The organism is Chitinophaga silvisoli, assembly GCF_003412465.1.
Lineage (GTDB): Bacteria > Bacteroidota > Bacteroidia > Chitinophagales > Chitinophagaceae > Chitinophaga > Chitinophaga silvisoli.
Map to the genome: position 1 here is coordinate 1 of NZ_QTJV01000018.1, position 26,770 is coordinate 26,770.

General features: G+C 45.9%; 26 protein-coding genes and 2 tRNA genes. 17 read left to right on the forward strand and 11 right to left on the reverse strand.

From position 1 onward, the window contains the following. Positions 1-174 precede the first annotated feature (174 nt). Positions 175-248: transfer RNA gene (locus DXN04_RS31345), tRNA-His, on the reverse strand. Between the two features lie 167 nt (positions 249-415). Between DXN04_RS31345 and DXN04_RS31350 the strand changes: the two genes are divergently transcribed. Then, a complete protein-coding gene (locus DXN04_RS31350) occupies positions 416-2,860 on the forward strand; it encodes a TonB-dependent receptor domain-containing protein (RefSeq protein ID WP_116857386.1) in 2,445 nt (814 codons plus the stop codon). 10 nt (positions 2,861-2,870) lie between these two features. On the opposite strand, the gene DXN04_RS31355 is transcribed toward DXN04_RS31350, so the two are convergent. Next, positions 2,871-3,527: a protein-L-isoaspartate(D-aspartate) O-methyltransferase gene (locus DXN04_RS31355; protein WP_116857387.1), complete on the reverse strand. Its 657-nt coding sequence runs from the start codon at positions 3,525-3,527 to the stop codon at positions 2,871-2,873. 196 nt (positions 3,528-3,723) lie between these two features. On the opposite strand from DXN04_RS31355, the gene DXN04_RS31360 reads away from it, so the two are divergent. Next, positions 3,724-5,448: a phospho-sugar mutase gene (locus DXN04_RS31360; protein ID WP_116857388.1), complete on the forward strand. Its 1,725-nt coding sequence runs from the start codon at positions 3,724-3,726 to the stop codon at positions 5,446-5,448. A gap of 116 nt (positions 5,449-5,564) precedes the next feature. On the opposite strand, the gene DXN04_RS31365 is transcribed toward DXN04_RS31360, so the two are convergent. Next, the gene (locus DXN04_RS31365; RefSeq protein ID WP_116857389.1) at positions 5,565-6,062 is read right to left on the reverse strand and encodes a phosphoribosyltransferase family protein; all 498 of its coding nucleotides are present in this window, start codon (positions 6,060-6,062) and stop codon (positions 5,565-5,567) included. A 244-nt stretch (positions 6,063-6,306) separates the two neighbouring features. Between DXN04_RS31365 and DXN04_RS31370 the strand changes: the two genes are divergently transcribed. The 5 genes from DXN04_RS31370 (at position 6,307) to DXN04_RS31390 (ending at position 9,900) form a co-directional block, all read left to right on the forward strand. Then, entirely contained in the window at positions 6,307-7,590 is a 1,284-nt protein-coding gene (locus tag DXN04_RS31370; RefSeq protein WP_116857390.1) for a (Fe-S)-binding protein, read from the forward strand. Between the two features lie 12 nt (positions 7,591-7,602). Next, positions 7,603-8,385, forward strand: coding sequence for a (Fe-S)-binding protein (locus DXN04_RS31375; RefSeq protein WP_116857391.1), 783 nt, complete (start codon positions 7,603-7,605; stop codon positions 8,383-8,385). Between the two features lie 172 nt (positions 8,386-8,557). After that, positions 8,558-9,061 (forward strand): hypothetical protein, encoded by a 504-nt coding sequence (locus tag DXN04_RS31380; protein WP_116857392.1) that lies wholly within the window; start codon positions 8,558-8,560, stop codon positions 9,059-9,061. A 215-nt stretch (positions 9,062-9,276) separates the two neighbouring features. After that, positions 9,277-9,636, forward strand: a complete 360-nt coding sequence (locus DXN04_RS31385) for a hypothetical protein (RefSeq protein WP_116857393.1) — start codon at positions 9,277-9,279, stop codon at positions 9,634-9,636. A 188-nt stretch (positions 9,637-9,824) separates the two neighbouring features. After that, positions 9,825-9,900 (forward strand) — tRNA-Gly (locus tag DXN04_RS31390). 3 nt (positions 9,901-9,903) lie between these two features. On the opposite strand, the gene DXN04_RS31395 is transcribed toward DXN04_RS31390, so the two are convergent. From DXN04_RS31395 to DXN04_RS31410, 4 genes are all read right to left on the reverse strand, one after another. Then, entirely contained in the window at positions 9,904-10,524 is a 621-nt protein-coding gene (locus DXN04_RS31395) for a hypothetical protein (protein ID WP_116857394.1), read from the reverse strand. Between the two features lie 179 nt (positions 10,525-10,703). Then, positions 10,704-11,912, reverse strand: coding sequence for an MFS transporter (locus DXN04_RS31400; protein ID WP_116857395.1), 1,209 nt, complete (start codon positions 11,910-11,912; stop codon positions 10,704-10,706). A gap of 76 nt (positions 11,913-11,988) precedes the next feature. Next, positions 11,989-12,918, reverse strand: coding sequence for a helix-turn-helix domain-containing protein (locus DXN04_RS31405; RefSeq protein ID WP_116857396.1), 930 nt, complete (start codon positions 12,916-12,918; stop codon positions 11,989-11,991). A 52-nt stretch (positions 12,919-12,970) separates the two neighbouring features. Continuing rightward, positions 12,971-13,924, reverse strand: coding sequence for a hypothetical protein (locus tag DXN04_RS31410; protein WP_116857397.1), 954 nt, complete (start codon positions 13,922-13,924; stop codon positions 12,971-12,973). Between the two features lie 192 nt (positions 13,925-14,116). On the opposite strand from DXN04_RS31410, the gene DXN04_RS31415 reads away from it, so the two are divergent. The 3 genes from DXN04_RS31415 (at position 14,117) to DXN04_RS31425 (ending at position 16,256) form a co-directional block, all read left to right on the forward strand. Then, positions 14,117-14,623, forward strand: coding sequence for a DUF922 domain-containing protein (locus DXN04_RS31415; protein WP_147320120.1), 507 nt, complete (start codon positions 14,117-14,119; stop codon positions 14,621-14,623). A 208-nt stretch (positions 14,624-14,831) separates the two neighbouring features. After that, positions 14,832-15,686 carry a Calx-beta domain-containing protein gene (locus DXN04_RS31420; RefSeq protein WP_116857399.1) on the forward strand — a complete coding sequence of 285 codons (855 nt, stop codon included), beginning with the start codon at positions 14,832-14,834 and terminating at the stop codon, positions 15,684-15,686. Between the two features lie 177 nt (positions 15,687-15,863). Further along, positions 15,864-16,256: a nuclear transport factor 2 family protein gene (locus DXN04_RS31425; RefSeq protein ID WP_116857400.1), complete on the forward strand. Its 393-nt coding sequence runs from the start codon at positions 15,864-15,866 to the stop codon at positions 16,254-16,256. A gap of 118 nt (positions 16,257-16,374) precedes the next feature. Here the strand turns inward: DXN04_RS31425 and DXN04_RS31430 are convergent, their stop codons facing one another. The 4 genes from DXN04_RS31430 to DXN04_RS31445 all read right to left on the reverse strand — a co-directional run bounded on the left by DXN04_RS31430 (position 16,375) and on the right by DXN04_RS31445 (position 20,241). Next, on the reverse strand, positions 16,375-16,869 hold the full coding sequence (locus DXN04_RS31430) for a lysozyme (RefSeq protein WP_116857401.1): 495 nt from the start codon (positions 16,867-16,869) through the stop codon (positions 16,375-16,377). A 228-nt stretch (positions 16,870-17,097) separates the two neighbouring features. Then, a complete protein-coding gene (locus DXN04_RS31435; RefSeq protein WP_116857402.1) occupies positions 17,098-18,858 on the reverse strand; it encodes a DUF885 domain-containing protein in 1,761 nt (586 codons plus the stop codon). A gap of 12 nt (positions 18,859-18,870) precedes the next feature. Continuing rightward, positions 18,871-19,350, reverse strand: a complete 480-nt coding sequence (locus tag DXN04_RS31440) for a GNAT family N-acetyltransferase (protein ID WP_116857403.1) — start codon at positions 19,348-19,350, stop codon at positions 18,871-18,873. 90 nt (positions 19,351-19,440) lie between these two features. Continuing rightward, positions 19,441-20,241, reverse strand: a complete 801-nt coding sequence (locus tag DXN04_RS31445; protein ID WP_116857404.1) for a helix-turn-helix domain-containing protein — start codon at positions 20,239-20,241, stop codon at positions 19,441-19,443. 181 nt (positions 20,242-20,422) lie between these two features. Here DXN04_RS31445 and DXN04_RS31450 point away from each other — a divergent pair, with 181 nt between their 5' ends. The 7 genes from DXN04_RS31450 (at position 20,423) to secG (ending at position 26,752) form a co-directional block, all read left to right on the forward strand. Then, positions 20,423-21,250: a sensor histidine kinase gene (locus tag DXN04_RS31450; protein ID WP_116857405.1), complete on the forward strand. Its 828-nt coding sequence runs from the start codon at positions 20,423-20,425 to the stop codon at positions 21,248-21,250. Next, the gene (locus DXN04_RS31455; protein ID WP_116857406.1) at positions 21,240-21,908 is read left to right on the forward strand and encodes a response regulator transcription factor; all 669 of its coding nucleotides are present in this window, start codon (positions 21,240-21,242) and stop codon (positions 21,906-21,908) included. The genes DXN04_RS31450 and DXN04_RS31455 overlap by 11 nt, the downstream gene beginning before the upstream one ends. A 15-nt stretch (positions 21,909-21,923) precedes the next feature. Next, positions 21,924-23,345, forward strand: coding sequence for a tRNA (N6-isopentenyl adenosine(37)-C2)-methylthiotransferase MiaB (gene miaB / locus DXN04_RS31460; protein WP_116857407.1), 1,422 nt, complete (start codon positions 21,924-21,926; stop codon positions 23,343-23,345). Positions 23,346-23,490: 145 nt separating this feature from the next. Continuing rightward, positions 23,491-24,747 carry a sigma-54 interaction domain-containing protein gene (locus tag DXN04_RS31465; RefSeq protein ID WP_116857408.1) on the forward strand — a complete coding sequence of 419 codons (1,257 nt, stop codon included), beginning with the start codon at positions 23,491-23,493 and terminating at the stop codon, positions 24,745-24,747. 9 nt (positions 24,748-24,756) lie between these two features. Further along, a complete protein-coding gene (lptE, locus tag DXN04_RS31470; RefSeq protein WP_158569257.1) occupies positions 24,757-25,272 on the forward strand; it encodes an LPS assembly lipoprotein LptE in 516 nt (171 codons plus the stop codon). 45 nt (positions 25,273-25,317) lie between these two features. Then, positions 25,318-26,400 (forward strand): hypothetical protein, encoded by a 1,083-nt coding sequence (locus DXN04_RS31475; RefSeq protein WP_116857410.1) that lies wholly within the window; start codon positions 25,318-25,320, stop codon positions 26,398-26,400. Positions 26,401-26,410: 10 nt separating this feature from the next. Further along, positions 26,411-26,752 (forward strand): preprotein translocase subunit SecG, encoded by a 342-nt coding sequence (secG, locus tag DXN04_RS31480; protein WP_116857411.1) that lies wholly within the window; start codon positions 26,411-26,413, stop codon positions 26,750-26,752. Positions 26,753-26,770 lie beyond the last annotated feature (18 nt).

Consider the following 26,770-nt stretch of genomic DNA (forward strand, 5'->3'; position numbering starts at 1 on the left):
ATCCAAGTTTGTTGCTTCTTTAATGAGTTGCAAAGCAACAAATTTTTAGCATTCCCCCCAAGAATTCAACTTGATCCGTAAAAGCGTATTCTTAACAGGGAGAAATATAATCAACAGATTTATCCCAAAAACAAAAAAGGACCTCTCTTTCAAGAAGTCCTTTTCTAAAACTTGGGTGGATGATGGGGTTCGAACCCACGACCCCCAGAACCACAATCTGGTGCTCTAACCAACTGAGCTACAACCACCGTTTGAATTGGGATTGCAAAGATAAGTAAAACAATTCCCAACTTCCAAATATTTTTTAGAACTTTTTTCTCCCTCACAGCCCTAATCCTCACCTTTCATCACATTCCACCCCCTATTCCCCTCCACTCCCGATATATTTGTCCCGGTCTCAACTTTCTATTCAACCATGCGGTATTCCGTATTAATTGTACTAACAGCCCTCCTGGCAAGCTGTTATGGATCTGTACTAGCCCAATCAACCAACACCCTCACCGGCAAAGCCGTAGATGCCAGCACCGGCAAGCCCGTGGAATATGCCTCCGTAGTCATCCTACAGGAAAACGACTCTTCCGTGCTCACAGGCATGTACACCCATCCCGATGGTAGCTTCGCATTCCCCCCTACTGTCAAACAGGGCAACTACATCCTCCGCATCTCCTTCATGGGATACGACAACCTCTACAAAAATATTTCTGCCAATAAGCCCCTCGGCACCCTTAAACTAAAGCCCAGCGGCAAAGTGCTCGCCACCGTCGAAGTGAAATCCGAAAAACCCGCATTCTCTATGCAGATCGATCGCCAGGTCTTCGATGCCGGTGCTTTCGTCACTGCCGAAGGAGGTACGGGTACAGATATACTGAAAAATATTCCCAGCGTAGATGTTGATATAGACGACAACGTTACCCTCCGTGGCAAAAGCGTTACCATCTACGTCGATGGTAAGCCCTCTCCTTTCGGAGATGCTAAAACAGCCCTGCAAATGATTCCGGCGGAAACGATTGACAGGGTGGAAGTCATCAACAACCCCTCCGCTAAATTCGAAGCCAATGGCGGCGGCGGCATTATCAATATCGTACTCAAAAAAGATAAAGCTATTGGCTACAATGTGATGTTCAATGCAGGCGTAGCCACCCGGGGGCAATTAAATGGTACTGCCAACGCCAGTCTGCGACTGAAGAAATTCAATTTCTTCGGCAACTACAATGGCCGTTATGAATCCTCCACCGGCTCGGGTTACAGCTACCGGCAGAATCTCACAGCTGATACTGCCGGTGCCTGGTTCTTTACCCAGGATAGCCATAATAAGAATTCCAATCACCAGAACGGCGGCCGTATTGGACTCGACTACTACCTCGATGACTACAATACCTTCACCCTCTCCGAAGGCTTTAGCAGCAGTCAGGGCAATAGCGAAGACAATATCCTGCTCGATTACCTGAACCAGGCAAAGGATCCTTTAAAATCAGGTGAAAGACACAATACCAGCGGTAATAAAAATCCAAATAACAATACCAGCTTCAACTTCCGCCATACTACCAGCCGGCAGAATGAAGAATGGACCGCTTATGTAAGCTATAGCAACAACAAAGGTAATAGCCACAGCAACTACTTTACTAACTACAATACCGCCCCTAACCCTGACATGCAGGCCAATACCGGGCGCTCACAAAACAAATTCTGGAACATCCAGACGGATTATACCACTCCTTTTGGCAAAAAGGGTAAATTCGAAACCGGGGCGAAGGCCACCTTACGCAACAACAACAATGATTATAACGCGAAGGTCTACGACTGGGATTCCATGCAATACGAAACCAGCAGCCTGCTCTCCAATACCTACTACTACAAGGAAGACATTTACGGCGCTTACCTGAACGTATCCAATGCCATAGGCAACCTGGGTTATATGGTTGGCACCAGGGTGGAGCAAGCCTATCTCAATGGCTACTCCTACACCAAGGATACCTCTGTCAACAACAAATTCTTCAACGTATTCCCAAGCGTATTCCTGAAATACAACCTGCCAAATAACCAGGACCAAAGCCTGATTTTCAACTATTCCACCCGAATAGACCGGCCAAATTTCGATCAGCTCCTCCCCTATGTCAATAACTCCGACCCACAGAATATCCGTGTCGGCAACCCGGCCCTGCGTCCTTCGCTGACCCATAAGTTCGAAATGAACTACTCAAGATATTTTCCCGGTTCCAAAGATTTCCTGAACACGGGGGTCTATTATTCCCAGGCCAATGACGACATTGACCGCATCAGCGTATTGGATACCACCACCGGGGTCACTACCACCAGGCCCATGAACCTGGCGACGGACAAAGACTGGGGGGCTAACTTTACCTACAACCTCCACATTCTCAAAGGCTGGAACGTATCGAGCAATCTAAACCTGGAATACAGTAAACTGACAGGGGCTACCATTAGCAATGAATATTTCAGCTGGGGGATTAATGTCAATTCCAATTGCCGCCTGCCCGGCCGCTTTAATATCCAGATGAATGCGCACTACCGCTCACCCCGCGTACAGCCACAGGGTACCTTCAAGGCTATGAACGGCATTGACATGGGAGTGCGTAAAGAATTGCTGAAAAACAATGCGCTGGCCATCTCCCTCAATATCTCAGATATATTGAATACACAGCAATTCAGTTCCCATTACGAAACTGAAGCCTTTATCCAGGACTACAGCCGTAAAAGGATGACCCGTTTTATCAGGTTGAATATCCGTTACCGCTTTGGAAAGATGGATCCTAATTTATTCAAAAGGAAGAAGAAACAGGAAGACCAGGAAGAAACACCGGAAATTGAGGATAAAAGACCACAGAACGGCAGGTTATAATACCCCGTTATCAGGCTTTTTTTCCTGCCAGCATGGGAACAAAGGAGAAATTGTCAAACATCTCCTGCTCATAATCGCCCTCACTGACCTTGGTGATGCGCAGCATACGCTGTACTTCCTGTCCGCCGACAGGGATCACCATTTTACCACCGACCTTCATTTGCTGCAGGAGCTTTTCAGGAATCATGGGTGCTGCTGCGGTCACGAGGACCTTGTCGAAAGGCGCGTAGGTAGGAAGACCTTCATACCCATCACCATAGAAGAAGCGGAGATTGGGGTACTTTGCCTTAAAAGGAAACAGTTTTACCTGGTCAAAGAGACGCTTCTGGCGCTCAATGGTGAAGACCATCGCCTTCAGCTCCGCCAGTACACAAGCCTGATAAGCACTGCCGGTACCTATCTCCAGGACCTTTTCGAATGGCTTGATTTCCAGCAACTGTGTCTGGTAAGCCACGGTATAAGGCTGGGAGATAGTCTGCCCCTCCCCAATGGGGAACGCCCTATCCTCATACGCAATACTTTCGAATGCCGTATCCAGGAAATAATGCCGGGGAATGTTGTTGATAGCTGCTAAAACACTTTGATCTGTTATGCCTTTTTGCAGGATACTATCCACCAGTTGCTTGCGTAATCCTTTTTGCTTATAGGAATCTTCGTACCGCCTCATGCACGCAAAAGTAATTAATACCCCCAATTTTAAGCAATGAATAGGAATTTCTATTTATCCCCATACCAGTTGAATATGGTGCAATAATTGTATATCCCTCCACCTGGGGCCAAATTGTAGGCCCATAATTCAGGATTTATCCTTTATTTTACAATCTTGTTTCTGACACAATTTTCAGACAAACCCAATATTTTTTATGGATAATGTAATTGAAAGTAAGGTATCACAATGGCTGAACGGCCAGTTTGATGCGGAGACGGTATCCGCTATCAAAAAATTGCAGCAGGAAAACCCCGATGAACTGGCTGATGCCTTCTACCGTAACCTTGAATTTGGTACGGGCGGTCTCCGCGGTATCATGGGTGTAGGTACCAACCGTATGAACAAGTACACGGTAGGTATGGCTACGCAGGGTTTTGCCAACTACCTGAAACAGGCTTTCACGGATGAAATCAGTATCGCGATTGCACACGACAGTCGCAATAACAGCCGTTTCTTTGCTGAAGTGGCTGCCAACGTTATGGCTGCAAATGGTATCAAAGTATACCTTTTCGAAAGTCTCCGCCCTACCCCGGAGCTCTCGTTCACCATCCGTCATCTCAAATGCAAAGGTGGTATCGTACTTACAGCATCGCATAATCCTAAAGAATATAACGGCTATAAAGCTTACTGGAACGACGGTGCCCAGCTGATCCCGCCTCACGACAAAAACGTGATCCGTGAAGTGGAAAAGATTGCCTCTGTAGACGAAGTGAAATGGTCCGGCGGGGAAGCGAACATTCACCCGATCAGCACTGAGATCGACGAAGCTTACCTGCAGATGCTGAAAGGCCTGAGCATTCAGCCTGAAGCTATTGCTGCCCAGAAAGATCTAAAAATCGTATATACACCGATTCACGGTACTGGTATCACCCTGGTGCCTGAAACCCTGAAGCGCTTTGGATTTACCAATGTACATGTGGTAGAAGAACAGGCGACACCAAATGGGAACTTCCCGACCGTGGTGTATCCTAACCCGGAAGAATCTGAAGCCATGAGCATTGGCCTGAAGAAAGCAAAGGAACTGGATGCAGCTATCCTGCTGGGTACAGACCCGGATTCTGACCGTGTAGGTATTGCTGTAAAGGACCTGAAAGGGGAATGGATCCTGCTGAATGGTAACCAGACTGCCGTACTGCTCTTCAACTATATTATAGAAGGCCGTCGTGCGAAAGGGCTGGCGGGTGCTACAGATTACGTATGTAAGACCGTGGTAACCTCCGATCTGATCGATGTATTTGCTGCTAAAAACAATGTAAACTGTTATAATGTACTCACTGGTTTCAAATGGATCGCCGAGCTGATTCGTGCCAAGGAAGGAAAAGAGCAGTTCATTTGCGGTGGTGAGGAGTCTTATGGCTACATGATCGGCGACAATGTGCGTGACAAGGATGCCATTGCTTCCGTAGCACTCATCTGTGAAATGGCCGCTGTAGCTGCAGGCCATGGTCGTAGCCTCTACCAGCAACTGATCGACATCTATGTAAAATACGGGTATTATAAGGAGAGCCTGATCTCTATCACCAAGAAAGGTATGAAAGGTGCCGACGAAATTGCTGATATGATGAAGGGCTATCGCGAAAACCCACCTGCTACCATTGCGGGGGTGCCGGTAGTGACGACTTATGATTACCAGCTGCAGCAGGTGAAGAACCTGAAGACCGGTGAGGTGACACCTATCACCCTGCCAAAGTCAAACGTACTGCAGTTTGTACTGGAAGATGGCAGCAAGATCTCTGCACGCCCATCCGGTACAGAACCGAAGATCAAGTTCTACTTCAGCGTAAACCAGCCACTGGAAAACGCAGCAGGATTTGAAGCGGCTACGCAGGCCCTGGATGCGAAGATCCAGCAGATCATCCAGGATATGAAACTGAAATAAAATACAGGAAAGGGTAGCTTGTTGGTAGTTAAAAATGAATTTAAACTACCACACTGCCTTAAAATAAAAAGAGGGTGTATTTTTCAATACACCCTCTTTTTTTATAATGCCCGGGCTTATTGTAAATAAGCAGATTGAATCTCCTCTCCTACTACATCTACCATCACCATTTCCTGTAAAGTGGTAGACAAAGAATGGCCCACAAAATCTACTGACAGCGGGAAAGACTTATGCTTACGATCTACCAGTACCGCGGTTTGAATCTTCCTCGGTAAGAACTCCAGCAATGGCTTCAGGGCATAGAGCATGGTCCTGCCTGAATTGGCTACATCATCTACCAGTATTACTACTTTCCCATTGAAATCCAACGATTCGGAGATCTGCACCGTATCAGGGTGTTGTTTATCCAGTTTCAGCTCAATCATTTTTATCCGGATGGGAGAAATCTCTTTGAGGATAGCCGCAATTTTTTCAGCGAGAATCGTTCCCCTGTCCCAGATGCCTGCCAGGATGATTTCCGGCTCTTCACTGTTATGCTCATATATTTCGTAGGCAATGCGTTTGATTTTTTTATCGATCACATCCTGGGTGAGGATTACATTCTTTGATTCCATGTCAGAATTAATTGAAGGGATAAAAGTAGGGTTTTTTCAACAAATCTTCTACGCAGGTATCGTAGCATATTGGGGATAATGCTTTAAGGGCTGACCAATGCATCTCCCATACTAATAGGTCACTACCAGTTCACCTTTACCTTTTGGTAACCTGATAGTATCGATTTAGTGTTTATATAGTATTGGAGTTGGATTGGAGGAAGGATATATTTTCGTTACATTGCATATCAGTCAAATCTGATGTATGCATATAATTCAGGAAATCCTGTTTGTATTTGCCTTCGCCATTGCTGTGTACCTCTTTTACCGCAAAGCCAGGCAGATCAGGCTTAATATTTTGCTTGGAAGAGATGTATCGTTGAATGATCACCCCGATCTACGTTTGAAAAATGTACTTCTCCTTGCCTTTGGGCAGAAAAAAATGTTCCGCAATCCACTGGTGGCCGTCCTGCACTTTTTCGTGTATGCCGGTTTCCTGATTATCAATGTGGAAATTCTCGAAATCATCCTCGATGGGATCCTTGGTACCCACCGCTTATTCAGGGATGTCTTAGGGTCAGTATACCCGGTCCTGATTGGCTGTTTCGAGGTACTAGCGGTACTGGTAATCGTTGGTTGTGCCATTTTCCTTATCAGGCGTAATGTAGTGCGTGTGCGCAGACTTGCCATGCATGAACTGGATGGCTGGCCTAAGTCAGATGCCAATTACATCCTGGTCACGGAAATTGTACTCATGCTGCTGTTTCTCACCATGAATACGGCGGACCAGGCACTGCATCCGGACCTGGGGCCATTCTGGGTATCCGGGGCATTTAAGGGTGCCTTTGAAGGGTTTTCTCCCTTTGCCCTGGAAGCCATTGAACGCAGCTGCTGGTGGCTGCACATCCTGGGCATCCTCGCTTTTTTGAATTACCTCCCTTATTCAAAGCACCTGCATATTATCCTGGCATTTCCGAATGCCTACTTCAGCGATCTCCGGCCAAAGGGGAAAATGGAGAATATGCCTGCCGTACAAAAAGAGGTAACGCTCATGCTGCAGCCCGAACTTGCAGCAGCGGAACCTGCACCGGCAGACATGCCGAAGTTTGGGGCCAAAGATGTACCCGATCTGACCTGGAAGAATATCCTGGATGCTTATAGTTGTACAGAATGTGGTCGTTGCACTGCTGCCTGTCCGGCAAACCTGACGGGAAAGAAACTCTCTCCCAGGAAGATCATGATGGATACCCGTGACCGTGCGGAAGAAATAGGGAAACTGGGAAATACGGAGGGAAAGACCCTGCTCCGCGATTATATCTCTGAAGAAGAGCTGCGGGCCTGCACCAGCTGCAATGCCTGTGTACAGGAATGCCCTGTGAGCATCAATCCCCTGCACATCATATTACAACTGCGCCGCCACCTGGTGATGGAAGAATCCAGTGCACCGCAGGAGTGGAATATGATGTTCAGTAACATAGAAAATAATATGGCCCCCTGGAAGTTTAGCCCTGATGACAGGGATAAGTGGGCGATTGAAATGAATGCATAAACTGATAATTCCATGCAAATAAAAACGATGGCAGAATACTTCGCCAGTGGAGAATCACCGGAAATACTTTTCTGGGTGGGCTGTGCGGGCAGTTTTGATCAAAGGGCGCAGAAAATTACAAAGGCATTTGCTACGATCCTTACCAGGATCGGGGTCAAATTTGCGATACTGGGAAAAGAGGAAAGTTGTACAGGCGATCCGGCCAGGAGAGCGGGAAATGAGTTTATTTTCCAGATGATGGCACAGAACAATATCATGGTGTTGAATAATTACGAGGTAAAGAAGATCGTGACCACCTGCCCGCATTGCTTCAATACTTTGAAGAATGAGTACCCGGAATTAGGGGGGAATTATGAGGTGCTGCACCATGCAACATATTTACAGCAACTGATAGATGCAGGCAAGATCAGGATGAAAGAGGGAGGTGCATTTAAGGGGCGGAAGATCACTTACCATGATTCCTGCTATTTAGGGCGGGCAAATGAGATCTATGAAGCCCCGCGAAAGGTGCTGGAGGTATTGGATGCGGAACTGGTGGAGATGAAGCGGTGCAGGAGTAATGGATTGTGCTGTGGCGCGGGCGGTGCACAAATGTTTAAGGAGGAAGAGAAGGGGAATACCAGGATCAATTTTGAGCGGGGCAGGGAGGCTGTGGAGACAGGAGCAGCTGTGATTGCTGCAAATTGTCCTTTTTGTATGACGATGCTGACGGATGGGGTGAAGGAACAGGGGAAGGAAGAGAGTGTGAAGGTGCTGGATATTGCAGAGCTGATTGCCATGGACCTGGAAGGATAGGTAGCCGGGCGCGCTTAGGAAAGGGAAATAAAAGCGTTTTTTTATTTCCGGGCGGGAGCCATCGGTGTAATTTCATTCGTGCTTTGCATGGGTATTATTACTTTCAGAGAGCTGGCAGGGGCAACTGATTTTCGTCAGGTTATTGAAATCAGGAATTTCGTAATTTTGCGATATGGATATCAGACAAATACTACCGACTGACTTTAACCCTGCCTCGCGGGTTTGGATATATCAAAGCAATCGCCCGTTTTCTGAAAAAGAGCAGGCTGAGATTGCAGAACAACTGGATCAGTTCACCGCTCACTGGCAGGCACACGGTGCGCCTGTGAAAGGTTGGGCCAAACTGCTGTTCGAACAGGTGATCCTGGTGATTGCGGATGAAACCGATACGCATGTAAGCGGTTGCAGCACCGATAGCTCTGTCAGGGTGATCAAGAGCCTGGAGCGTCAATATTCTGTGAATCTTTTCGACCGCCTCTTGCTGGGCTTTGTATTGAAAGAGAAACTGCAGTTGCTGCCCATGATGCAGATCCCATATGCGCTGGAAAAAGGGTATATAGATGAAAATACTATTTACCTGAACAATACAGTGCTGACATTAAAAGAATTAGAAGAAAACTGGCTGTTGCCGTTAAAGAATAGCTGGCTGGCAAAGAAATTTGCGATTGCACAGTAAATGGCAGGGTGCATGCATGGCAGGTAGCATTGCTATGCACAGCCCATGGAATTTACATTTGCGATCGTACAGTAAATGGAATGGCGCATGCATGGTAAGTAGCATTGCTATGCACAGCACATAGCATTTATGCATGTATGGTAGGCATAAATTCCTTTGTACAGTAATGAATTCACAAAAACGGGCAGCATCACCAGCTGCCCATTTTTATTGTTATGAATGTGATTGCAATAGATGTAGACATCATCTGCCCTGTCTGTTCCCGTAAAGCTGTGTTATCTGCTGACTGTGAGATCACCGGGTATATGTTCCGACCCAAAAAGATTACTGGCAAAGCTTCCTGTATACATTGCGGATATAGCCATCCAAAACTAACGGTGGTGAATGCAGATTTTTATTACCAGTTTCCGGTGGGAGACAGGATGTTTTATGCGAGGAATAAAGAGAATCTGATCGCACTGAGAGATTTCTTTAAGGAACATAGCAAATGGGATGATGCATCTTGCCTGGATTTCCCTAAGACATTTTATGTGCATAGAGATGAAATTGTCAGGAAGATAGAGTCGCTTTTATAAAAGTGACTGGTTTATAAAAGCGACTGAGTTATAAAAGGGACTTTGTTGTTTGCAATTTAAATTTCATTTCAAAATACGCCGGCATTCGGCAAGGCCCTGCAGTCGACATCATTAAATTCAAAATGATATACCTGCATTTTATTCCTGAATAATAAAATATCTTATATTTGGATCCCTTGTTAAAATAAGCGGGAATAGCTCAGTTGGTAGAGCGCTGGTTTCCCAAACCCGAGGTCGCGGGTCCGAGTCCCGTTTCCCGCTCCATTTTTAATTCAAGGATGCTGCATACAGCTCCGCAGCCTTCATCCTCAGTTCAAAATTCTCTTCACCTGGCATATACGCGTTATTCAACATTGCCATCACATAGATCAATTTAGGATTTGGTACAATCCCATTTTTCAGATCCGCCTTCCAGTCACGCCCCTCTGTTGCATATGCATCACGCATTCTGCAGTAGATCGTATCACAGATGTTATCTGACAGCCATTCAGCTCTTGCATAAATGCCTGTCAGACTACCAATCAATTCTCTTTCTTCTATTTCCTCCGGTGTATTCTTACCATAAAACATCATCAGGTAGATTGTAAATGCTGCAAAGGCCAATGCTACAATAAGCCATGCAGCCATACCTGAACCTGATGCAAGGGCGAAACTACCAATCGTAAGTCCGATCATCCACATACGGCCATAACCAGCCAGTACACTGGTATTGTTCAACTTCATGTAGATGCCTTTGCGGGTGCCGAAACCAGATTCTGTTACTAACAGGGAATCACCTTCTACAGGAAAGAGTGGCAGGAAACAAAAATGTGCAAATTTGGTTTGGATCTCCTGGCCATTATAGCTTTTTACGCCGCCGAGATACCTGGTTCCATAAATAAAAAACATAGGGATAAGGTTTTTTGGGTTATAGGGATTAAAAATATATTGTCCGCTTACAGCTTAAACCGGGTGTAATATTAATATTTATTTTCAAGTATTAACAAACTGATTTGAACCGCCAAATGGCTGTAGGCAGTCATTTGGCGGGTATCTATCTATAAAACAAATACTTAGGATGGAAAAAATCAGGCTAATGCAGCTGTCTTTGCTGTCCGCATTCTTACGACAGCTATCACCGCACAGGTCAGGATTGCCGACATGACCACATAACGCAGGGACATATCGGGTGCGGTCGTCATTTTGCCCGTTGTTGACAATACATAGCTGGCGAAGGAGGTTACCACGTACACCATGCCGCCCATCAGGCCACTAGCCAGTCCTGCATGCTGCGGAAACACCAGCATACTATGTGTAAACAGATTGTTGAACAGGAATCCTGAACAGATGTGGATTACAAATGCGAACATAACAAACCACCACAACTGATGCATTACAAATCCTGTTGCCAGCAACATCGCCGTAAGTATCAACTGTGTAAACCCTGCTATCATCAGTTTCCTGTTGAATTCAAAATTAATCAGGCGCTTGCTCACGAGCCCTCCTATCATCCAGGAGAAACCCAGGATGAGGGTACAATAACCAATCACGACTGAATTGTAATGGTAGCTTTTTTCGATTACAAAAGGGCCTGCAATGTTGAACACCATCACGACTGAATAACTTAGTCCCAGGATCACGATACCTAATAAGAAAGTACTGTTGGTGAGCATATGCGCATAGTTATCGCGGATCTTCTTCAGCTCCAATGGTTTCTTGTGCACCAGCGTTTCCCCGCTGAAACACAGTTCCAATACAAACATGATACACGCATAGATGGCCAGGAAATAGAAGTTAGCCTCCCAGTTCAGATACTTCTGTAAGAACCCACCTAAGAAAGGCGCTACAATAGGCCCAAGGGACCAGGTAATGGTGAGATAACTCAAATAATGCTTACGCTCCTCCCCTTCATACAAGTCCACGAAAAATGCGCGTTTGCCCACGATCACAAATGCGGTGGCTATACCCTGTACCACACGCAGGAAACAGATCAGCGGTATGCTGTGGGTAATACCAATTAATAAAGAAGACAAGACCAATACACCCAAGGAAATCACCGCCGGCTTGTACCTTCCCAGGCTATCCAGCAGGCTGCCGACAAACATCTGGGAAAAACCATAACTCATGAAAAAACAGGTCAGGGTCAATTGGATCTTATCAGCTGATACCCCCAGATCCTTTGACATATCCGGAAATGAAGGCAAATAAATGTCTGTAATAAATCCCGACAAAGGGATGCAAATGAACGCTAATACCGTCGCAAACCTCTTTCTGGCTGCCGATGCACTTTGTAACATATCCTAAATTTGACAACAAAATTATAACAGCTGATAAAATCTGCCGTTGGAAGAATCAAAGCAATAATTGCAAAAATCAAATATGCGCGATTCTGGTGCTCTGTCTATAATGTAAAGGAGTGGTTCCCGTAGATTTCTTAAAGAAGTTATTAAAATGCGCTGGCTCCTCAAACCCAAGGCAGTAGCCAACTTCTGAGATATCCCATTGCGTATTCAGCAATAATGTCTTGGCTTCCTCGAGAATGCGGGACTTAATAATAGATGTGGTCGTATTGCCAGTTGTGCTCTTAATTACATAATTCAAATGATTCACATGTACGTTCAGGGCCCTGGCAAAGTCAGCCGCCGAGCGCATGGTCAATGGGTTTTCAGGGGAATCCAGAGGGAACTGCTGGTGCAGCAATTCATCGAAGCCCCGGAGCAGGCGGGAAGAAGCGGACACTTCGCCGGAGGACAGGCTTGCTGCGGGTTTATCGACCAGCAGGGCGTGCATCAACAGGCAGAGCAGGTTCCGGATTGCCTCATATTTAAAGGTGTAGTCGCCATGGGCCATTTCCAGCATCTGCTCAAAGTAGATCTTTACCAATGCCAGCAGTTTATCGTCCAGGAAGATCACCGGTTCACTCCAGGCCTTGAATAAGGGGGAGCGCTTGAAGATGTCGAACTGGTAATGTTCATTGAAGAATTCCTGGTTGAAGAGGCAGTAGTAGCCATCCTGTTCGGCAGAGATACTGTTCCAGGAGTAGGGTACGGATGGACAGGGAATGAGCAGTGCAGGGCGGTCTACCAGGGTGGTATGACCATTGTAATTGAGTTCGCCTACCCCCAGGATCAGGGTAATCTTATAAAAGTCCCTCCTGTTGTAAGGGGTTTTGAAATTGCAATACTTGCGTGCGTTGACATTGAAATGAGAGATTCCTTTTCCGATATCAGTAGTACTGAAAGGGAATTGTATGTAGGACCGTTCCCGGTAAAAATCACTTAAAGTCTCCAATTGCTCGCTCATAATACAAAGGTAAAAAAAAGGGCTGTATTGCTACAACCCCTTTTTAATATCGTCAGCTTCCTGATTGCGCGAGTGGCACATTGGCCATTGGCACTATCACTGCATTGTTATATCCACTTTCAAAGTGAGAATAATCCAGTTGCTTGGTATGCCCAAGTACCCTTCTCAGCAAAGCTTTTCTGCACCATCTTTTCCAGGTCGCCGCTTTGCGTTTTAAAATTACTTTCAGCGTTTTGCTCTTTTGCACATCTTCAAGTCCTTCGTTCAGCAACTTGATGTGATCATAAAAGATATCGTCGCGGGTAATCCTGATCAGACCATTGCAGGCCATATAGCTATACATACGCTTCTCGAACAGTTCCCCTGCATAGTAGGGATACTTTTCAGAACCATAGTTATAAAAATTATAGATATCACCCTGTAATCGCTCTGCTTCTACCAGGAAGCACTGGTCGCTGAAGCCGGTGGAGTGAATGAAGTGATTGCTGGTCTTGATAATCTTCAGTTCGGCCTCGTAGGTGAAGTCAGTCCACATGGGGTTGGCCACAAAGATGTAGCGGTTGCGCTTCATCTCGTCTATAGCCGCCCATACCCATGCACCGCCGGCACCTTCCTGCATCATACAGTCGCAGGTAAAGTACAGCAGGTATTGTCCCTTACAGAAGTAAGCGGCTGTAAGGGGACCTATACTATAATAGTATCCGTCGAAGAAGTCGAGCTTAAAGCTCTCCCTCGTCATATTATACTTAGCCAGTATGGCCTCCATATGGTCTTCAGCAAAATAATAGGCATCAATCACCCCACGGTTTACGGCACTGATTGCATATTGTTCAACTGTTGCGCGATCTTTTACATTGTTGATGACAAGTATTTTCTCATAAAATGTTACTTCACACCGATCAATCATTTGTTCCAGTCTATTCCCTTTCAATACTCTTTCCCAGTCGTTTTCATAACAATTTGTAAAAAAAGACACGGTTGGTTGGCCTCCATTGTTTTCACTCATAGAACTCTTAAATTGTCGCAGGTTGATAATTAGGTTAAAAATGTATCGTAATATACGCAAATATTATCATTTGTTTAACTGATTTTTAACAAACTCATGTACGCATATTTTCTAAATTCAATGTGGCAGGGCCTTTGCTCTTAAAAAAACATTATGAAGCCGCTCATATTTAACATTTCATTTATTTTTTTAATGGCGTGCTCCACTGGGAAGCATTTAGAATCAGGTCATAATGAGGATGCCATTCCATGGAGTGCCAACTATAAACTGAGCTGGGCGGATTATAAAGGAACCCCTTCACGAGACCAGGATGATCATATTGCCGCCAGGACCAATTGCCGCTTCGGCATTAAGATAAGTGGTACCCATGTCGACGTAACGAGTGAATTTATCGCTACAAGGAGTAATGTACGCCCCGGACAACAAACTCCCTCCCTGCTTGCGCATGAACAGTTGCATTTTGACCTCTGCGAAGTATACGCCAGGTTGCTGAGGAAAGAATTAAAAAAGGCACCGCTGACGAAAGAGAATGTAGCAGCGATATCAAGAGATGCTTTTTTGAAGTATTATGATGCCTATAAGGAAAGGCAAATCATATATGACAATGAAACGCAGCATGGGCTTAATCAGGACAAACAAAAATTATGGAACGCCCAGGTCGCTGCTGCACTGGCGGATCTTGCTGCATATGCGGAATAAGCATGCCTATCGATAAATGTATGGCAACCAACGATTACTCAAATTGTTGGAGCAACAAAAAAATTTACCCTCCGTTTAACATCCCAAAATCCCGGTAGTGGGTCATTTTGTATTTCATACAAAAGGCAGCCGTTCCCTGACGGACTGCATCCGGCTGTAAATACATGTCGTGGCTCACTGTCGAATCCCTAATTTAAAACACTAAGTAATGCAAAGAAATCTATTATGCGCCGCTACGATTGCATGTGTAATGCTGTCCGCTATCTCCTGTAAAAAAGACGACACTGCGACCCTGCCAACAGCTTCTCTCAGTGCCACTTCGCAGACAATCAGCGAATCAGCCGGCACCGCAAGTATCACTGTTACCCTTCCTTCCACCCAATCTACTGATGTAACTATCAAGGCTACACTGGGAGGTACAGCTATCCTGAACGGGGACTACCAGCTGAGTACAGACACGACTTTAATTATTGCTGCAGGCAGTACTTCCGCTACCTTAACTTTCGAAATCTTTGATGATGAAGTGGTGGAAAGTGATAAAACCATCAATGTATCTTTCAGCAGCACCAATGCTTCGCTGACTAATTCCACGGCGACTATTACCATTACTGACAATGACACTGACCAGTCTTCATCCGGCCTGGTATCTGAACTGACCTGGGATGCAGGTACGCTGGTGGACATGGATCTTTACCTGGCAAACAATGTAACGATCTCTGACGATGCCGTTACTGATTACACCCTTTTATCAGGCAGTACCAACAATACAGGATTTGAATCCCTGCTGCTCAGCAATGACCTGGATGATGCGGACTACTATGTGTTAGTGTATTTTGCAGAAGGTGCAAGAGAAGTGACTTATACACTTACTAACAGGGCAGACGGCAACACTGTTTATGAGGATACTTACAACTTTACTGCTGATGAAGAAGGGGGAGCTTATTTCTATGGTCCGTTTACGAAGAGCGGGACGGCTTATACTATTGGCAAAGCAGCTAATTCAGTATTGTGGGATGTGAAGCTGGTGGAACCGCATTGGCATAAAGGGAAGATTGCTAAGTAATAAATAAAGGGCCTGGATGATAAATAAAGAGGGTGGATGACAAATAAAGAGCCTGGATGATAAATAAGAGCCTGGATGCCAAATACAACACACTCAGGAGGGTTAAAAACTTTCATGGTGATAATTTCTTAAAACTGCTGACATACTGTTGTCACCCCACCGCCTCAATTTTGCGTTATGGAAACACGCAATATAATCAATAACTACCTGCAGGCGCTCATTGCACGCAACCTACATGTGATGCAAAGCTTATTTGCAGATGAGGTAGACTGGTACATTCCCGGTAACCAGGCCGTTGCTCCATGGCTGGGCCGCAGAAAAACCAAAGCAGAGGTTATCGATTTCTTTCGCCTGCTCTGGAAAGAGACGATTCCTATTGCCGCGGAAATCGACCATATTTTTATTGATGGAAAAAAGGCGGTTATTGCAGGGGATTTCAAAACAGGTATGCTAAGAACGGATAAAATTTGTGATTCATTGTTCTTTGTCCGGATCACTGTCGAAAACGGGTGTATAGTAAAATATCATTTGCTGGAAGACAGTTATGCCGTGGTACAGGCATTGTCATAAAAAAGTGGGGGTATCAAAAGTAAGTTGAATGCATGGAGAATTATAAAAACATCAATTCTCTTCGTCAGTGAACCGGATTGAATCCGGGAAATTTTACTTTTGATACACCCGCTTTTTGCTATTTTTCATAATACTCCAGGGTATTATTTGTATAAAGATTTGCTTCGGACTTCCGTCTCCTGGTCAGTCCATCCAATACTTTACCACCGCTCATATTCCACTTCAAAAATTCAGCTGCGATTTTAGGATCTTTGGGATTGGCTTTTACCATTTTCAGTAAAGTGCTGTCGCCCAGCCCTTCTGCGATACCATTGTTGTTCATATCGCTGCCTACATTGTAAGCGAAGGATACTAATGCGTCAAATTGATTTTGTTTCAGCACAACGCCTTTGGTCAGTTTGTTTACATCGTTTACGAAGCCTTTTATAATTACTAAGAATAATTCATCCGCACCATCCTGCGTCAGTACATCGCCTTTCAGTACAGGGGAGTCATCGATATAGCGGGTATTGCCCCAACCGATCGTCCACACACCCTTGCTATCCTGGTATGCCGACAGGCGGCACTTTTCATAATGCTTGATCAGCGTTTCTCCTTTATCTCCTAAATTCATTGGTATAAGTATTTTCAGTTTAAAGATATGTAAAATATATATAATATTCAAGAATCAGGAGGACTGGCAGGCGATCAATACCTGCAAATGCGGATGAATACAAAAATGCGGATGCCTACAAAAATGCAGATGCTTATCAAAATGCGGATGCCTACAAAAATCCAGACACCTACAAAAAATAAAGCCGGGCTTTTACACCCGGCCTTTTTATATCAGGAATAGAATGGGCTATTTTCCTCCTTGTGCTGCCCAGTTGTCCAGGTAGTCTTCCAGCACATAGAGTGGCATATCGCCATTGGCCAGCAGTGCGTCGTGAAATGCTTTCTGGTTAAACTCATCACCCAGTTGTTTTTCATATTTAGCACGCAGTGCTTTTATTTTCAGTTCCCCTGTTTTGTAGGAGAGCGCTTGTCCAGGCATCGCCATGTAGCGTTCTGTTTCTGCGATGGCGATGTCTTCACTAATTGATTCGTGGGTAAGCATGTACTGAATGGCTTCCTCTCTTGTCATCTTCCCGGTGTGAATACCGATGTCAGTCACGAGTCTGATTGCGCGGTGTAATTCATTATTCAGGGCACCCATCTTTTGATAAGGATCGCTATAGCAGCCCAGCTGTTCGCCCAATGACTCCACATACAGGGCATAGCCTTCTGTAAATACGCTGAAACCCGGTTGTTTGCGGAAGCTGGGGATCTGGTCATTTTCCTGTTGTAAGGAAATCTGGAAATGATGGCCGGGAACTGCCTCGTGTATAAAGGTTGCTTCCAGCCCATAGAATGTAACATTGACCTGGGAAGCATCTCTCACCGGTACATAGAAAATGCCGGGCCTGTTTTCTTTCAGATTGCCTGGTACATAGGAGGCCCCGGCCTGGGAAGCTTCCCTGAATGCCTCTACCCTTTTGATCTCGAAAGCGGTAGCGGGTTGATGACTGAACAGGTCATTGATGTGTGGTTTTATTTTAGTATAAATGTCCCTGTATGCCTGCAATACTTCTTCTGGTGTTTTGAATGGCCTGAATTGAGGGTCAGTTTTCAGAAAGAGGAAGAATTCGGTTAAGGTGCCATTGAAACCGGTCTTTGTCTTCACTTTCTCCATTTCGGCTGTGATGCGGGCTACTTCCTGTAAGCCTGTCTGGTAGAGTGCTTCAGGAGTTAAGCCCCTGGTCGTTGTAAAGCGCCTGAAATAGTATTCATAGAGTGCTTTGCCGTTGGGTAGTGCGCTCAGGCCATCGTGGTCCTGGGCAGCAGCCAGGTAAGTATCTTTTAGGTAAGCCACCAGCTTATCGTAGGAAGGCAGAAGTTGGGTGTTGATCACCGCTGCGTAGCGGGCTGTGAGCTGCTTTTTATCTGCTGCAGAAAAGGATGCTGGGAACTGATGTAGTGGCCTGTAAAAGATACTTTTTGCCGGATCCCTTACTGCCAGGGCTTCCAGTTGGGGTATCATTTTCCGCACCAGGGCTTTGGGCAAAACCATTTGGATGGCGATGCCATGATTGAAATTGGCAATTGTGGTATCTGTCCATTCTTCAAAGGCAGACATACGCCTTGCCCAGTTCTCATAATCCTCTACGGTTTTGAATGGCTGTACACTGCTTCCGGAACCATATTGTCCCATGCTCAAAGCCGTGCTGAAAAACTGTGTCATGGGGAAATAGGCTGTATGCAGCCGGATACCTTCCAGCATATCCTGCAGGTTAAAAGCAAGTACATCGTAGGAGATCCTGTCTGATTCGCTGAGGGTATTGCGATCGATGGCCTGTAAGCGGCGCTGGTAAGAAAGGAAGAATTGCTTTCTCTTTTCAATGAGCGGCGCACCTTCTATATCCAGCTGATCGTCAAAACGGTGATCGCCGTTATAGGTAGCATCTTCATGGAACAGGGGTTGTAATCCTTTGTAGTAGTCTTCAAATAATTGTTTTACCTGACCGTAGCTGCAAAGGATGGGCAACATCATCAGGAAGGATAATGCAATTCGTTTTACGTTCATAAAAATGCGTTTTTAGATAAGCGGCCTTTGCATCCAGATGCTGCATGCAAAGTGGCCGGAATCTCCCAATGGTGCTGTTAAGTGCCTGAACCCGGTTTTTTCATACAGGGGTACGGCGGTAGTTAATTCTGGCATTGTTTCCAGGTACATGGAGTGGTAGCCCATTTCCCTGGCACCGGATATACAATGTAAGAGTAGTTCTTTACCAAATCCTTTTCCTCTGGCTTTGGGTAGCAGGTAGAATTTGACCAGTTCTACGCAATCAGGGGCCAGTCCCTGGGTTGGGAAGATGCCGCCACCACCGACGATTTCGTTGTCGATTTCGGCTACCCAGTAGGAGGAACCGGGGGTGTCAAAAAGTTCGGACAATGAGAATAACTGTGGGTCGTAGTAAGCCGTTCCGGGGCGATCGATACCGAATTCTTTGAAGACCTGTTGGATCACTGTGCCGAGCGTATGGTTATCTGCAGATTGAATTTTTCTGATTGTCATGAGGCAAAGGTAGGGCAGAGATTTGGGAGAAAATTGTATGAAATTAGCCTAAAAGAGGGGGATGAGAGGAATAAACCTGCGGCGCTCATTTTATAATTTTTCATATTGCCGGGGCAGCATACCCGTTATCCGCTGAAACATCTTCGTAAAATGCGCCTGATCTGCAAACCCACATTGATACGCTACCTCTGTTAACGAGTTCTGCCCGCTCCGTATCAACCCTACTGCGCGCTCCACTTTAATTCGCCGCAGGTACTCTCCTGCAGAGCAATTAAAATACTTAGAAAAATATTTTGAAATCGTAACCGGGTGCAAGCCCAATTCTTTTGCGAGTTGTGGCAATGACAAAGGCTGATCCCAATAATCCTGCATCACTGCTTTGATCTTCGGCACCCATTCAGGGAACAACTTTTCATCCGGCTGTATCAGGCTTATACAAATCTGCTCTATTGCCATCTGGCTCTGTTCATCATGCAGATAGTGCTCTTTCATGGCCCTGATCAATCCCTTCGCATTCAACTGGGCCTGCTCATCGAACATCAGGGAGGGCGGCGGCACTTCCAGCTCATATTGTTTGAAAAATCCTGCTTCCAGTTCGAGGTTAAAAATTCTTGTACCTTCCTGGTACCCTACATTCTGATGGGGAATACCGGGATAATAATACAAGCCCTCTCCGACTACATTGAGATCAGATTGCCCTTTTACCAGCTCCTTACTGCCTCCACAAAGAATGTGTGAAAAATGCGGGTTGGAATGATAATGCCATTCAGATGTATAGCCCGCGGGATAAGTGGTCTCGGTGGTAATTATATGTTTAAAGGTATGTTCCCGGACCGTCCGGCCCACGTAGGTACCTTTCTCCATCTGAACAGGACTTTGTTGCATTATCATTTATTCCTTAATTGATTATTACAATAAATATAAACAATCCCACATAGCTTAAGTTCTAAAAATAATTTTTATCCAATCCAATGTTACAACCCTTTTTTTCCTTAGAATTGTAGTAAAATTGGGACAAACTTTTCTACTTCTCTCATAATTAACAGGATCTGACCCCTTATTCTCTGTAACTATGAGCACTCATCTGTTCACGCACTTTATCCCCTCAATACCGCTGCAGGCGGTCATGCATTTTTTTGAATATAAGTCAGGGGATGTTACCGGTATGTTGCCTTTGATTGGCATGTGGAGTATTATTACTGTACTCATATTCATGCTGTATAAAATTGAAAGCTACAAAAAGAAAGAATTCATTCTCCTCAACCGCATTTACGAACAACAGGAACATGAACTTGACATCCAGGAGGCGGAACGCCGCCGCATTGCCGCAGATCTACATGATGAAATAGGCAGCAGTCTGGCCGCTATCAGGATGAACCTGCAAAGTCTCAGCTACAGCTCCGTATACGATGAAGAACGTGCCACCTCGCTACTGGAACTGGTAGACCAGACCAGTCAAAACGTACGGCGGGCTACGCACAACCTCATTCCCCCACATTTTGAAACCACTCCCTTTACGTCTATATTACAATCGTACTTTTCTTCCCTCGATTCCCAGGGTGCTATTGCCTTTCATTATTATTGCAACGCCTATCAGCAACATTTCAGCTCCAGGCAGGAATTACTGATTTACCGGATTGTCATGGAACTCACGCACAACATTATCAGGCATGCAAAGGCATCGGAGGCCACGGTACAGATCCTCTTCTGCCCTACTTACCTCGAAATTATGGTAGAGGATAATGGTATCGGGCTGCCTGCTGCTGTGCAGCAGGGCATTGGGCTCAACAGTGTGCAATCGCGGGTCAGGTTGCTGGATGGAAAAATTCATATAGACAGCGGAAGGTGTGGTACTACCTTTATCATTCATGTACCTGTAAGCTGCGAACATGCCTGTTAACATTATGCTGGCGGATGATCACCGGCTTTTTACCACCGGAATCCGTAATCTCCTGGGCACAGACCCGGCCCTCCGCGTCACCCATATAGCCACCAATGGCCAGGAACTCCTGGACCTGTTTCCTGTACGCCTCCCCGACATGGTGCTGATAGACATTAATATGCCTGTGATGAACGGGCTGGAGGCCTGCCGCCTGATCAGGGACCACTACCCCAAAGTGAAAGTAATTATTGTAAGCGGGTACAACGATGCCCACCTGATCACCGAAGCCATGCAGGCGGGTGCCAGGGGTTACCTGCTCAAGGATTGCAATGCTGAGGACCTGTTTCATACCATTCACCTGGTCAACTCAGGACAAACCAGTTTCCCCTTCCGCCCCCACCTGCCGGTGAAAAATTTTGAAACCGACAACGCTTTCCTCCAGCAATTTAACCTTACCCGGCGGGAAAAAGAGATCCTCCAGCTCATTAGCCGGCAACATACCAACCAGCAGATTGCTGACCACCTGCACCTCAGTATATATACCATTGAAACCCACCGGAAAAACATTATGAAAAAACTTCAACTCAAGACCCCGGCGGCTCTCATGAAGTTTATACTTACTCATCCATGCCATTCTGTCATTTTCGGATTTTATTGCTTAGTTTTGCTTTCCTAAAATGATAAGAAAAGAATGCTGGATCAGGTAACAAAAGTGCATGACGAAAACCGGCAGGGCGAGGCTTACGCTCCTGAGGCTGCAGATATTCAGACTTATACCAAGAAATTCTACATAGAAAGTTATGGTTGCCAGATGAACTTCAACGATAGTGAAATCGTGGCTTCCATCCTGAAAGAAGAAGGTTTTGGCCCTACCCGTAATGTGGAAGAGGCCAGCCTGGTACTGCTCAATACCTGTTCCATCAGGGAAAAAGCGGAAACGACTGTGCGTAAAAGGCTCACTGAGTTTCAGAAGGTAAAGCAGCGCAATCCGGAACTCCTTGTAGGTGTACTTGGTTGTATGGCAGAAAGACTGAAAGCCAAACTCTTAGAAGAAGAAAAACTGGTAGACATGGTCGTAGGACCGGATGCCTACCGTACCCTCCCTGCCCTGATTGAAGAAGCCGAAACCGGCCAGAAAGCAGTGAACGTACTGCTGAGCCGTGAGGAAACTTATGACGACATCAGCCCTGTAAGACTGGATTCAAATGGTGTTACTGCCTTTGTATCCATCATGCGTGGCTGTAATAATATGTGCTCGTTCTGCGTAGTACCGTTTACCCGCGGGCGCGAACGTAGCCGTGACTACCGCTCTATTCTCCAGGAAGCCACTGACCTCTTCCAGAGAGGTTATCGCGAAGTAACCCTCCTGGGCCAGAACGTAGACTCCTACTACTGGGTAAACCCTGTAAATGATGCTGAAACCGTGACTTTTGCCAACCTGATGGAAAAGGTAGCACAGATCAGCCCACTCCTTCGGGTACGCTTCAGCACCAGTCATCCAAAAGACATTACGGACGAGGTACTGCATGTGATGGCGAAGTATGAGAACATCTGTAATTATATCCACCTGCCGGTACAAAGCGGCAGCAACAGGATTTTGCAGCTCATGAACCGTACTTATACCCGTGAGTGGTACATGAAAAAGGTAGACCGCATCCGCGAAATACTGCCTGACTGTGGCATCTCTACCGATGTCATCACCGGCTTCTGCACTGAAACCGAAGAAGATCACCAGGATACCATGGAAGTGATGGCTTATTCCCGCTACGATCTCGCTTACATGTTCTTCTACTCCGAGCGCCCGGGTACCCTGGCAGCCCGCCGTTACCAGGACGATGTGCCGGATGACGTGAAAAAGAGAAGACTGGCGGAGGTAGTGGAATTGCACAGGGGCCAATCACTGGCCAGCATGCAGCAGGATGTGGGCAAAACTTTCAAGGTATTGGTAGAAGGTACTTCCAAAAGATCAGAAGACCATCTGTTTGGAAGAACCGGACATAATAAGGTGATTGTTTTTCCTAAAGAGAATTACAAGAAATGTGACTACGTTTGGGTGAAAGTAGATAGCTGTACCTCCGGCACCCTGATCGGTACCGCGACAGGAATGGCATAAGAGAAAATAAATTGGATCACAGCGGGGATGTATCTAAAGTAACCTGAAGGGCATTGAGAATTACATCAACAAGAATTCTGTCCCTCAGGTACCCGGATTAAACACCGGAAATTTTACTTTTGATACGGACCCGAAAACTAAGGATATGGATAACATACAGTCCATTAAAAACAGGTTTGGCATTATAGGAAATTCACCGGTACTCAACTACGCCCTGCAGGTGGCCGCCCAGGTGGCCAATACAGACCTGACGGTATTGATAGTCGGGGAAAGCGGCGTTGGTAAAGAAGTGTTTTCCAATATCATCCACTCATTAAGTGCCCGTAAACATAACCCTTTCATCGCTGTCAACTGCGGTGCTATACCCGAAGGAACAATCGATTCCGAATTGTTCGGACATGAAAAAGGATCTTTTACCGGTGCTGTCGATAGCCGCAAAGGCTATTTCGAAACTGTAAACGGGGGTACCATTTTCCTCGATGAAATTGGTGAAATGCCCTTAGGCACACAGGCCCGCCTGCTCCGTGTACTGGAAACAGGGGAGTTTATCAGGGTGGGTTCTTCCAAAGTTCAAAAAACAGATGTACGTGTGATCACGGCGACCAACCGGGATCTGCTGGATCATACACAACAGGGTAAGTTCAGGGAAGACCTGTACTACCGTCTCAATACCGTGCCTATCCGGGTACCCTCGCTACGCGACAGGAAGGAGGACATTCCCCTGCTGTTCCGCAAGTTCTGCCTTGACTTTGCTGAAAGGTATAAGACCACCTCGATCCAGCTGGATGACGAGGCCCGCAATATCCTGGTGAACTACCAGTGGAGAGGTAATGTGCGTGAGCTGAAGAATATGGCGGAACAGATCTCCGTATTGGCACATGATAAGCTGATCACTGCCCAGGAACTGAGACGATTCCTGCCGGAACAGCCTGAAACCTCGCGCCTGCCTATGCTGGCGGCACCACAGCCAAAGGCTAACGGCGATTTTTCGAACGAAAGGGATATCCTCTACAAGTTGTTTTTCGACATGAAGAAGGATGTGACGGAACTGAAAAAGATGTTCTTCGAAGTACTGCAGAATCCCAACCTGGCGCATGCCGCCCCTGCTAATTTCCAGGACAGCCATGTGCTGCATAGTTTTCACTCCCAGCCGGAGGTGAATACGAATGTGGCTACGACTGCTATTGCGGCACCGCAACAACCGATCATTATCCAGGACAATAATAAGATAGATCACCACGAAGAGGTAGAAGAGACGCTATCTATTGCGGACAAGGAGAAAGAGCTCATTGTGAAAGCGCTTAAGAAACATAAAGGCAAGAGAAAAGATGCTGCGCTGGATCTGGGCATTTCAGAGAGGACGCTGTATAGAAAACTGAAGGAATACAACATTAACGAATAAAGTATGGCAATGACCAGATTATTTCAGGGGATAATGACCATCGGACTTTTACTGCTGATGGGTGGCTGTTCCGTTAAATACTCCGTGACCGGGGCCAGTATTGATCCAGGGGCGAAATCAGTGAATGTACGGTTTATTGAAAACAGGGCACCGATCAATAACCCGACCCTGAGCCAGAACGTCACTGAGAGACTAAGAACGAAAGTAACTTCACAAACCAGGCTGGTACAGGTAAACGAAGACAATACCGACTATGAGTTCAGGGGCAATGTGACTGGTTATGCATTCAGCAATGCTGCGGTAACCAATGTGGACAAGGCGGCGACTTCCCGTTTGACGGTGACCATTAATGTCACTTTTATAAAGCGGGTGGGTGATAAAAAAGGATGGACCCAGGCCTTCACCCGTTCTGCTGACTTCTCGGCCACACAATTGCCCAGTGCAGTGGAAAACAGCCTGTTAGAAAATAATATCCTGCCGCAGATTGTAGATGATATTTTCAATAAGGCGTTTGCAAACTGGTAAAATGTAGCCTTCGTATTTAAATTTTTTTCATACTTTAGCAGCTATATGACCGCAAACAGGATCATTCAACATATTTTCCAACTGCCTGATATTAAGCAGGTAGATGAACACAGTATAGATCGGATTATTTCACAATATCCGTATTTTACTGCGGCAAGGTTATTACTGGCCAGGAAGCAATATAGCGAACAAAAGAACCTGCTGGCGCCTGCAGTAAAGAAGGCACAGCAGTTCAGCAATAATATGCATTATTTCTACCGCTTTATCACGACTGATGAGGTGGTGGCGGCACCGGTGGCTGTGTATGAGGCATCGGCGGAAGTAGCTGAGCCGGAGGCGGAGGTGTATGAGGCACCTGCTTATGAAGCCCCGGTAGAGGAAACACCCGCCTATGAGGCGAGGGGTTCTGAAGCGACAGCGTATGAGGCACCTGCTTATGAAGCCCCGGTGGAGGAAGCGCCTGAAGAAATAACTACATTTACTACCGACGACGAGCTGACCATTACACCTGATAATGTGACAGTTACGCCAGAAGAGCCGGAACCAGAAGTTATACAAGAACAAATAAAAGAAGAAGAGCAAGAGATGGTACCTGAACCGATTATTGTAGCGTCCGACCTTCCGGTAGCCATCAAAGGTGAAGAAGTAGAAGAGCCAATCAAGATTTTCCCGCTGGATATGCCAGCACTGGAAGATAGTTCCACCCTGACATTTCAACCGCTTTATACAGACGATTATTTTGCTTATAAGCGCCTGAAAGATCCTGAAAAAGCGGATGAACTGAATGAAAAAGGGAAGGCGGAAATGAAGAGTTTCACTTCCTGGCTGAAAGAAATGAAAAGCAGCTTTGCCGATAAGGCCAGCAAAGACTGGTATCGCCAACAGATCAACATCAGTTACCAGGATGCAGATCCAGAGGTTTCTGAGGCGGTAGAAAAAATGGCGATGAACAGCATCACCCTTAATAATGATATGGTAACCGAGACGCTGGCAGAGATCTGGGCGAAGCAACGCCAGTACAATACAGCGATCCTTATTTATCAGAAATTAAGTTTGCTTAATCCCGGCAAAAGCGCTTATTTTGCGCAAAAGATCAAAGAATTACAAATTCTAACAGACAAAAATTAACACATATATTATGTTATTGATTTTCGGTATATTAATCATCCTGGCCTGCGTGCTGTTAGGCTTTTTCGTGCTGGTTCAGAACCCTAAAGGCGGCGGTTTGAGCGGCTCTTTCGGTGGTTTTGGTAACCAGGTAATGGGTGTTCGCCAGACTACCGATGTACTGGAAAAAGGAACCTGGATCCTTGCTGCGCTCATTGCTGTACTTTGCATGACCTCTTCCATGTTTATTGGCAAAGGCACCACTGTACAACAGGACAAATCAGTAATGGAGCGTAACGCAACTGCTCCTGCACCTATGCAACAACAGCAGCCTGCTCCGGCTACTTTACCTAATACTCAGCCAGCTAAATAATCTGGACTACAAAGCTAT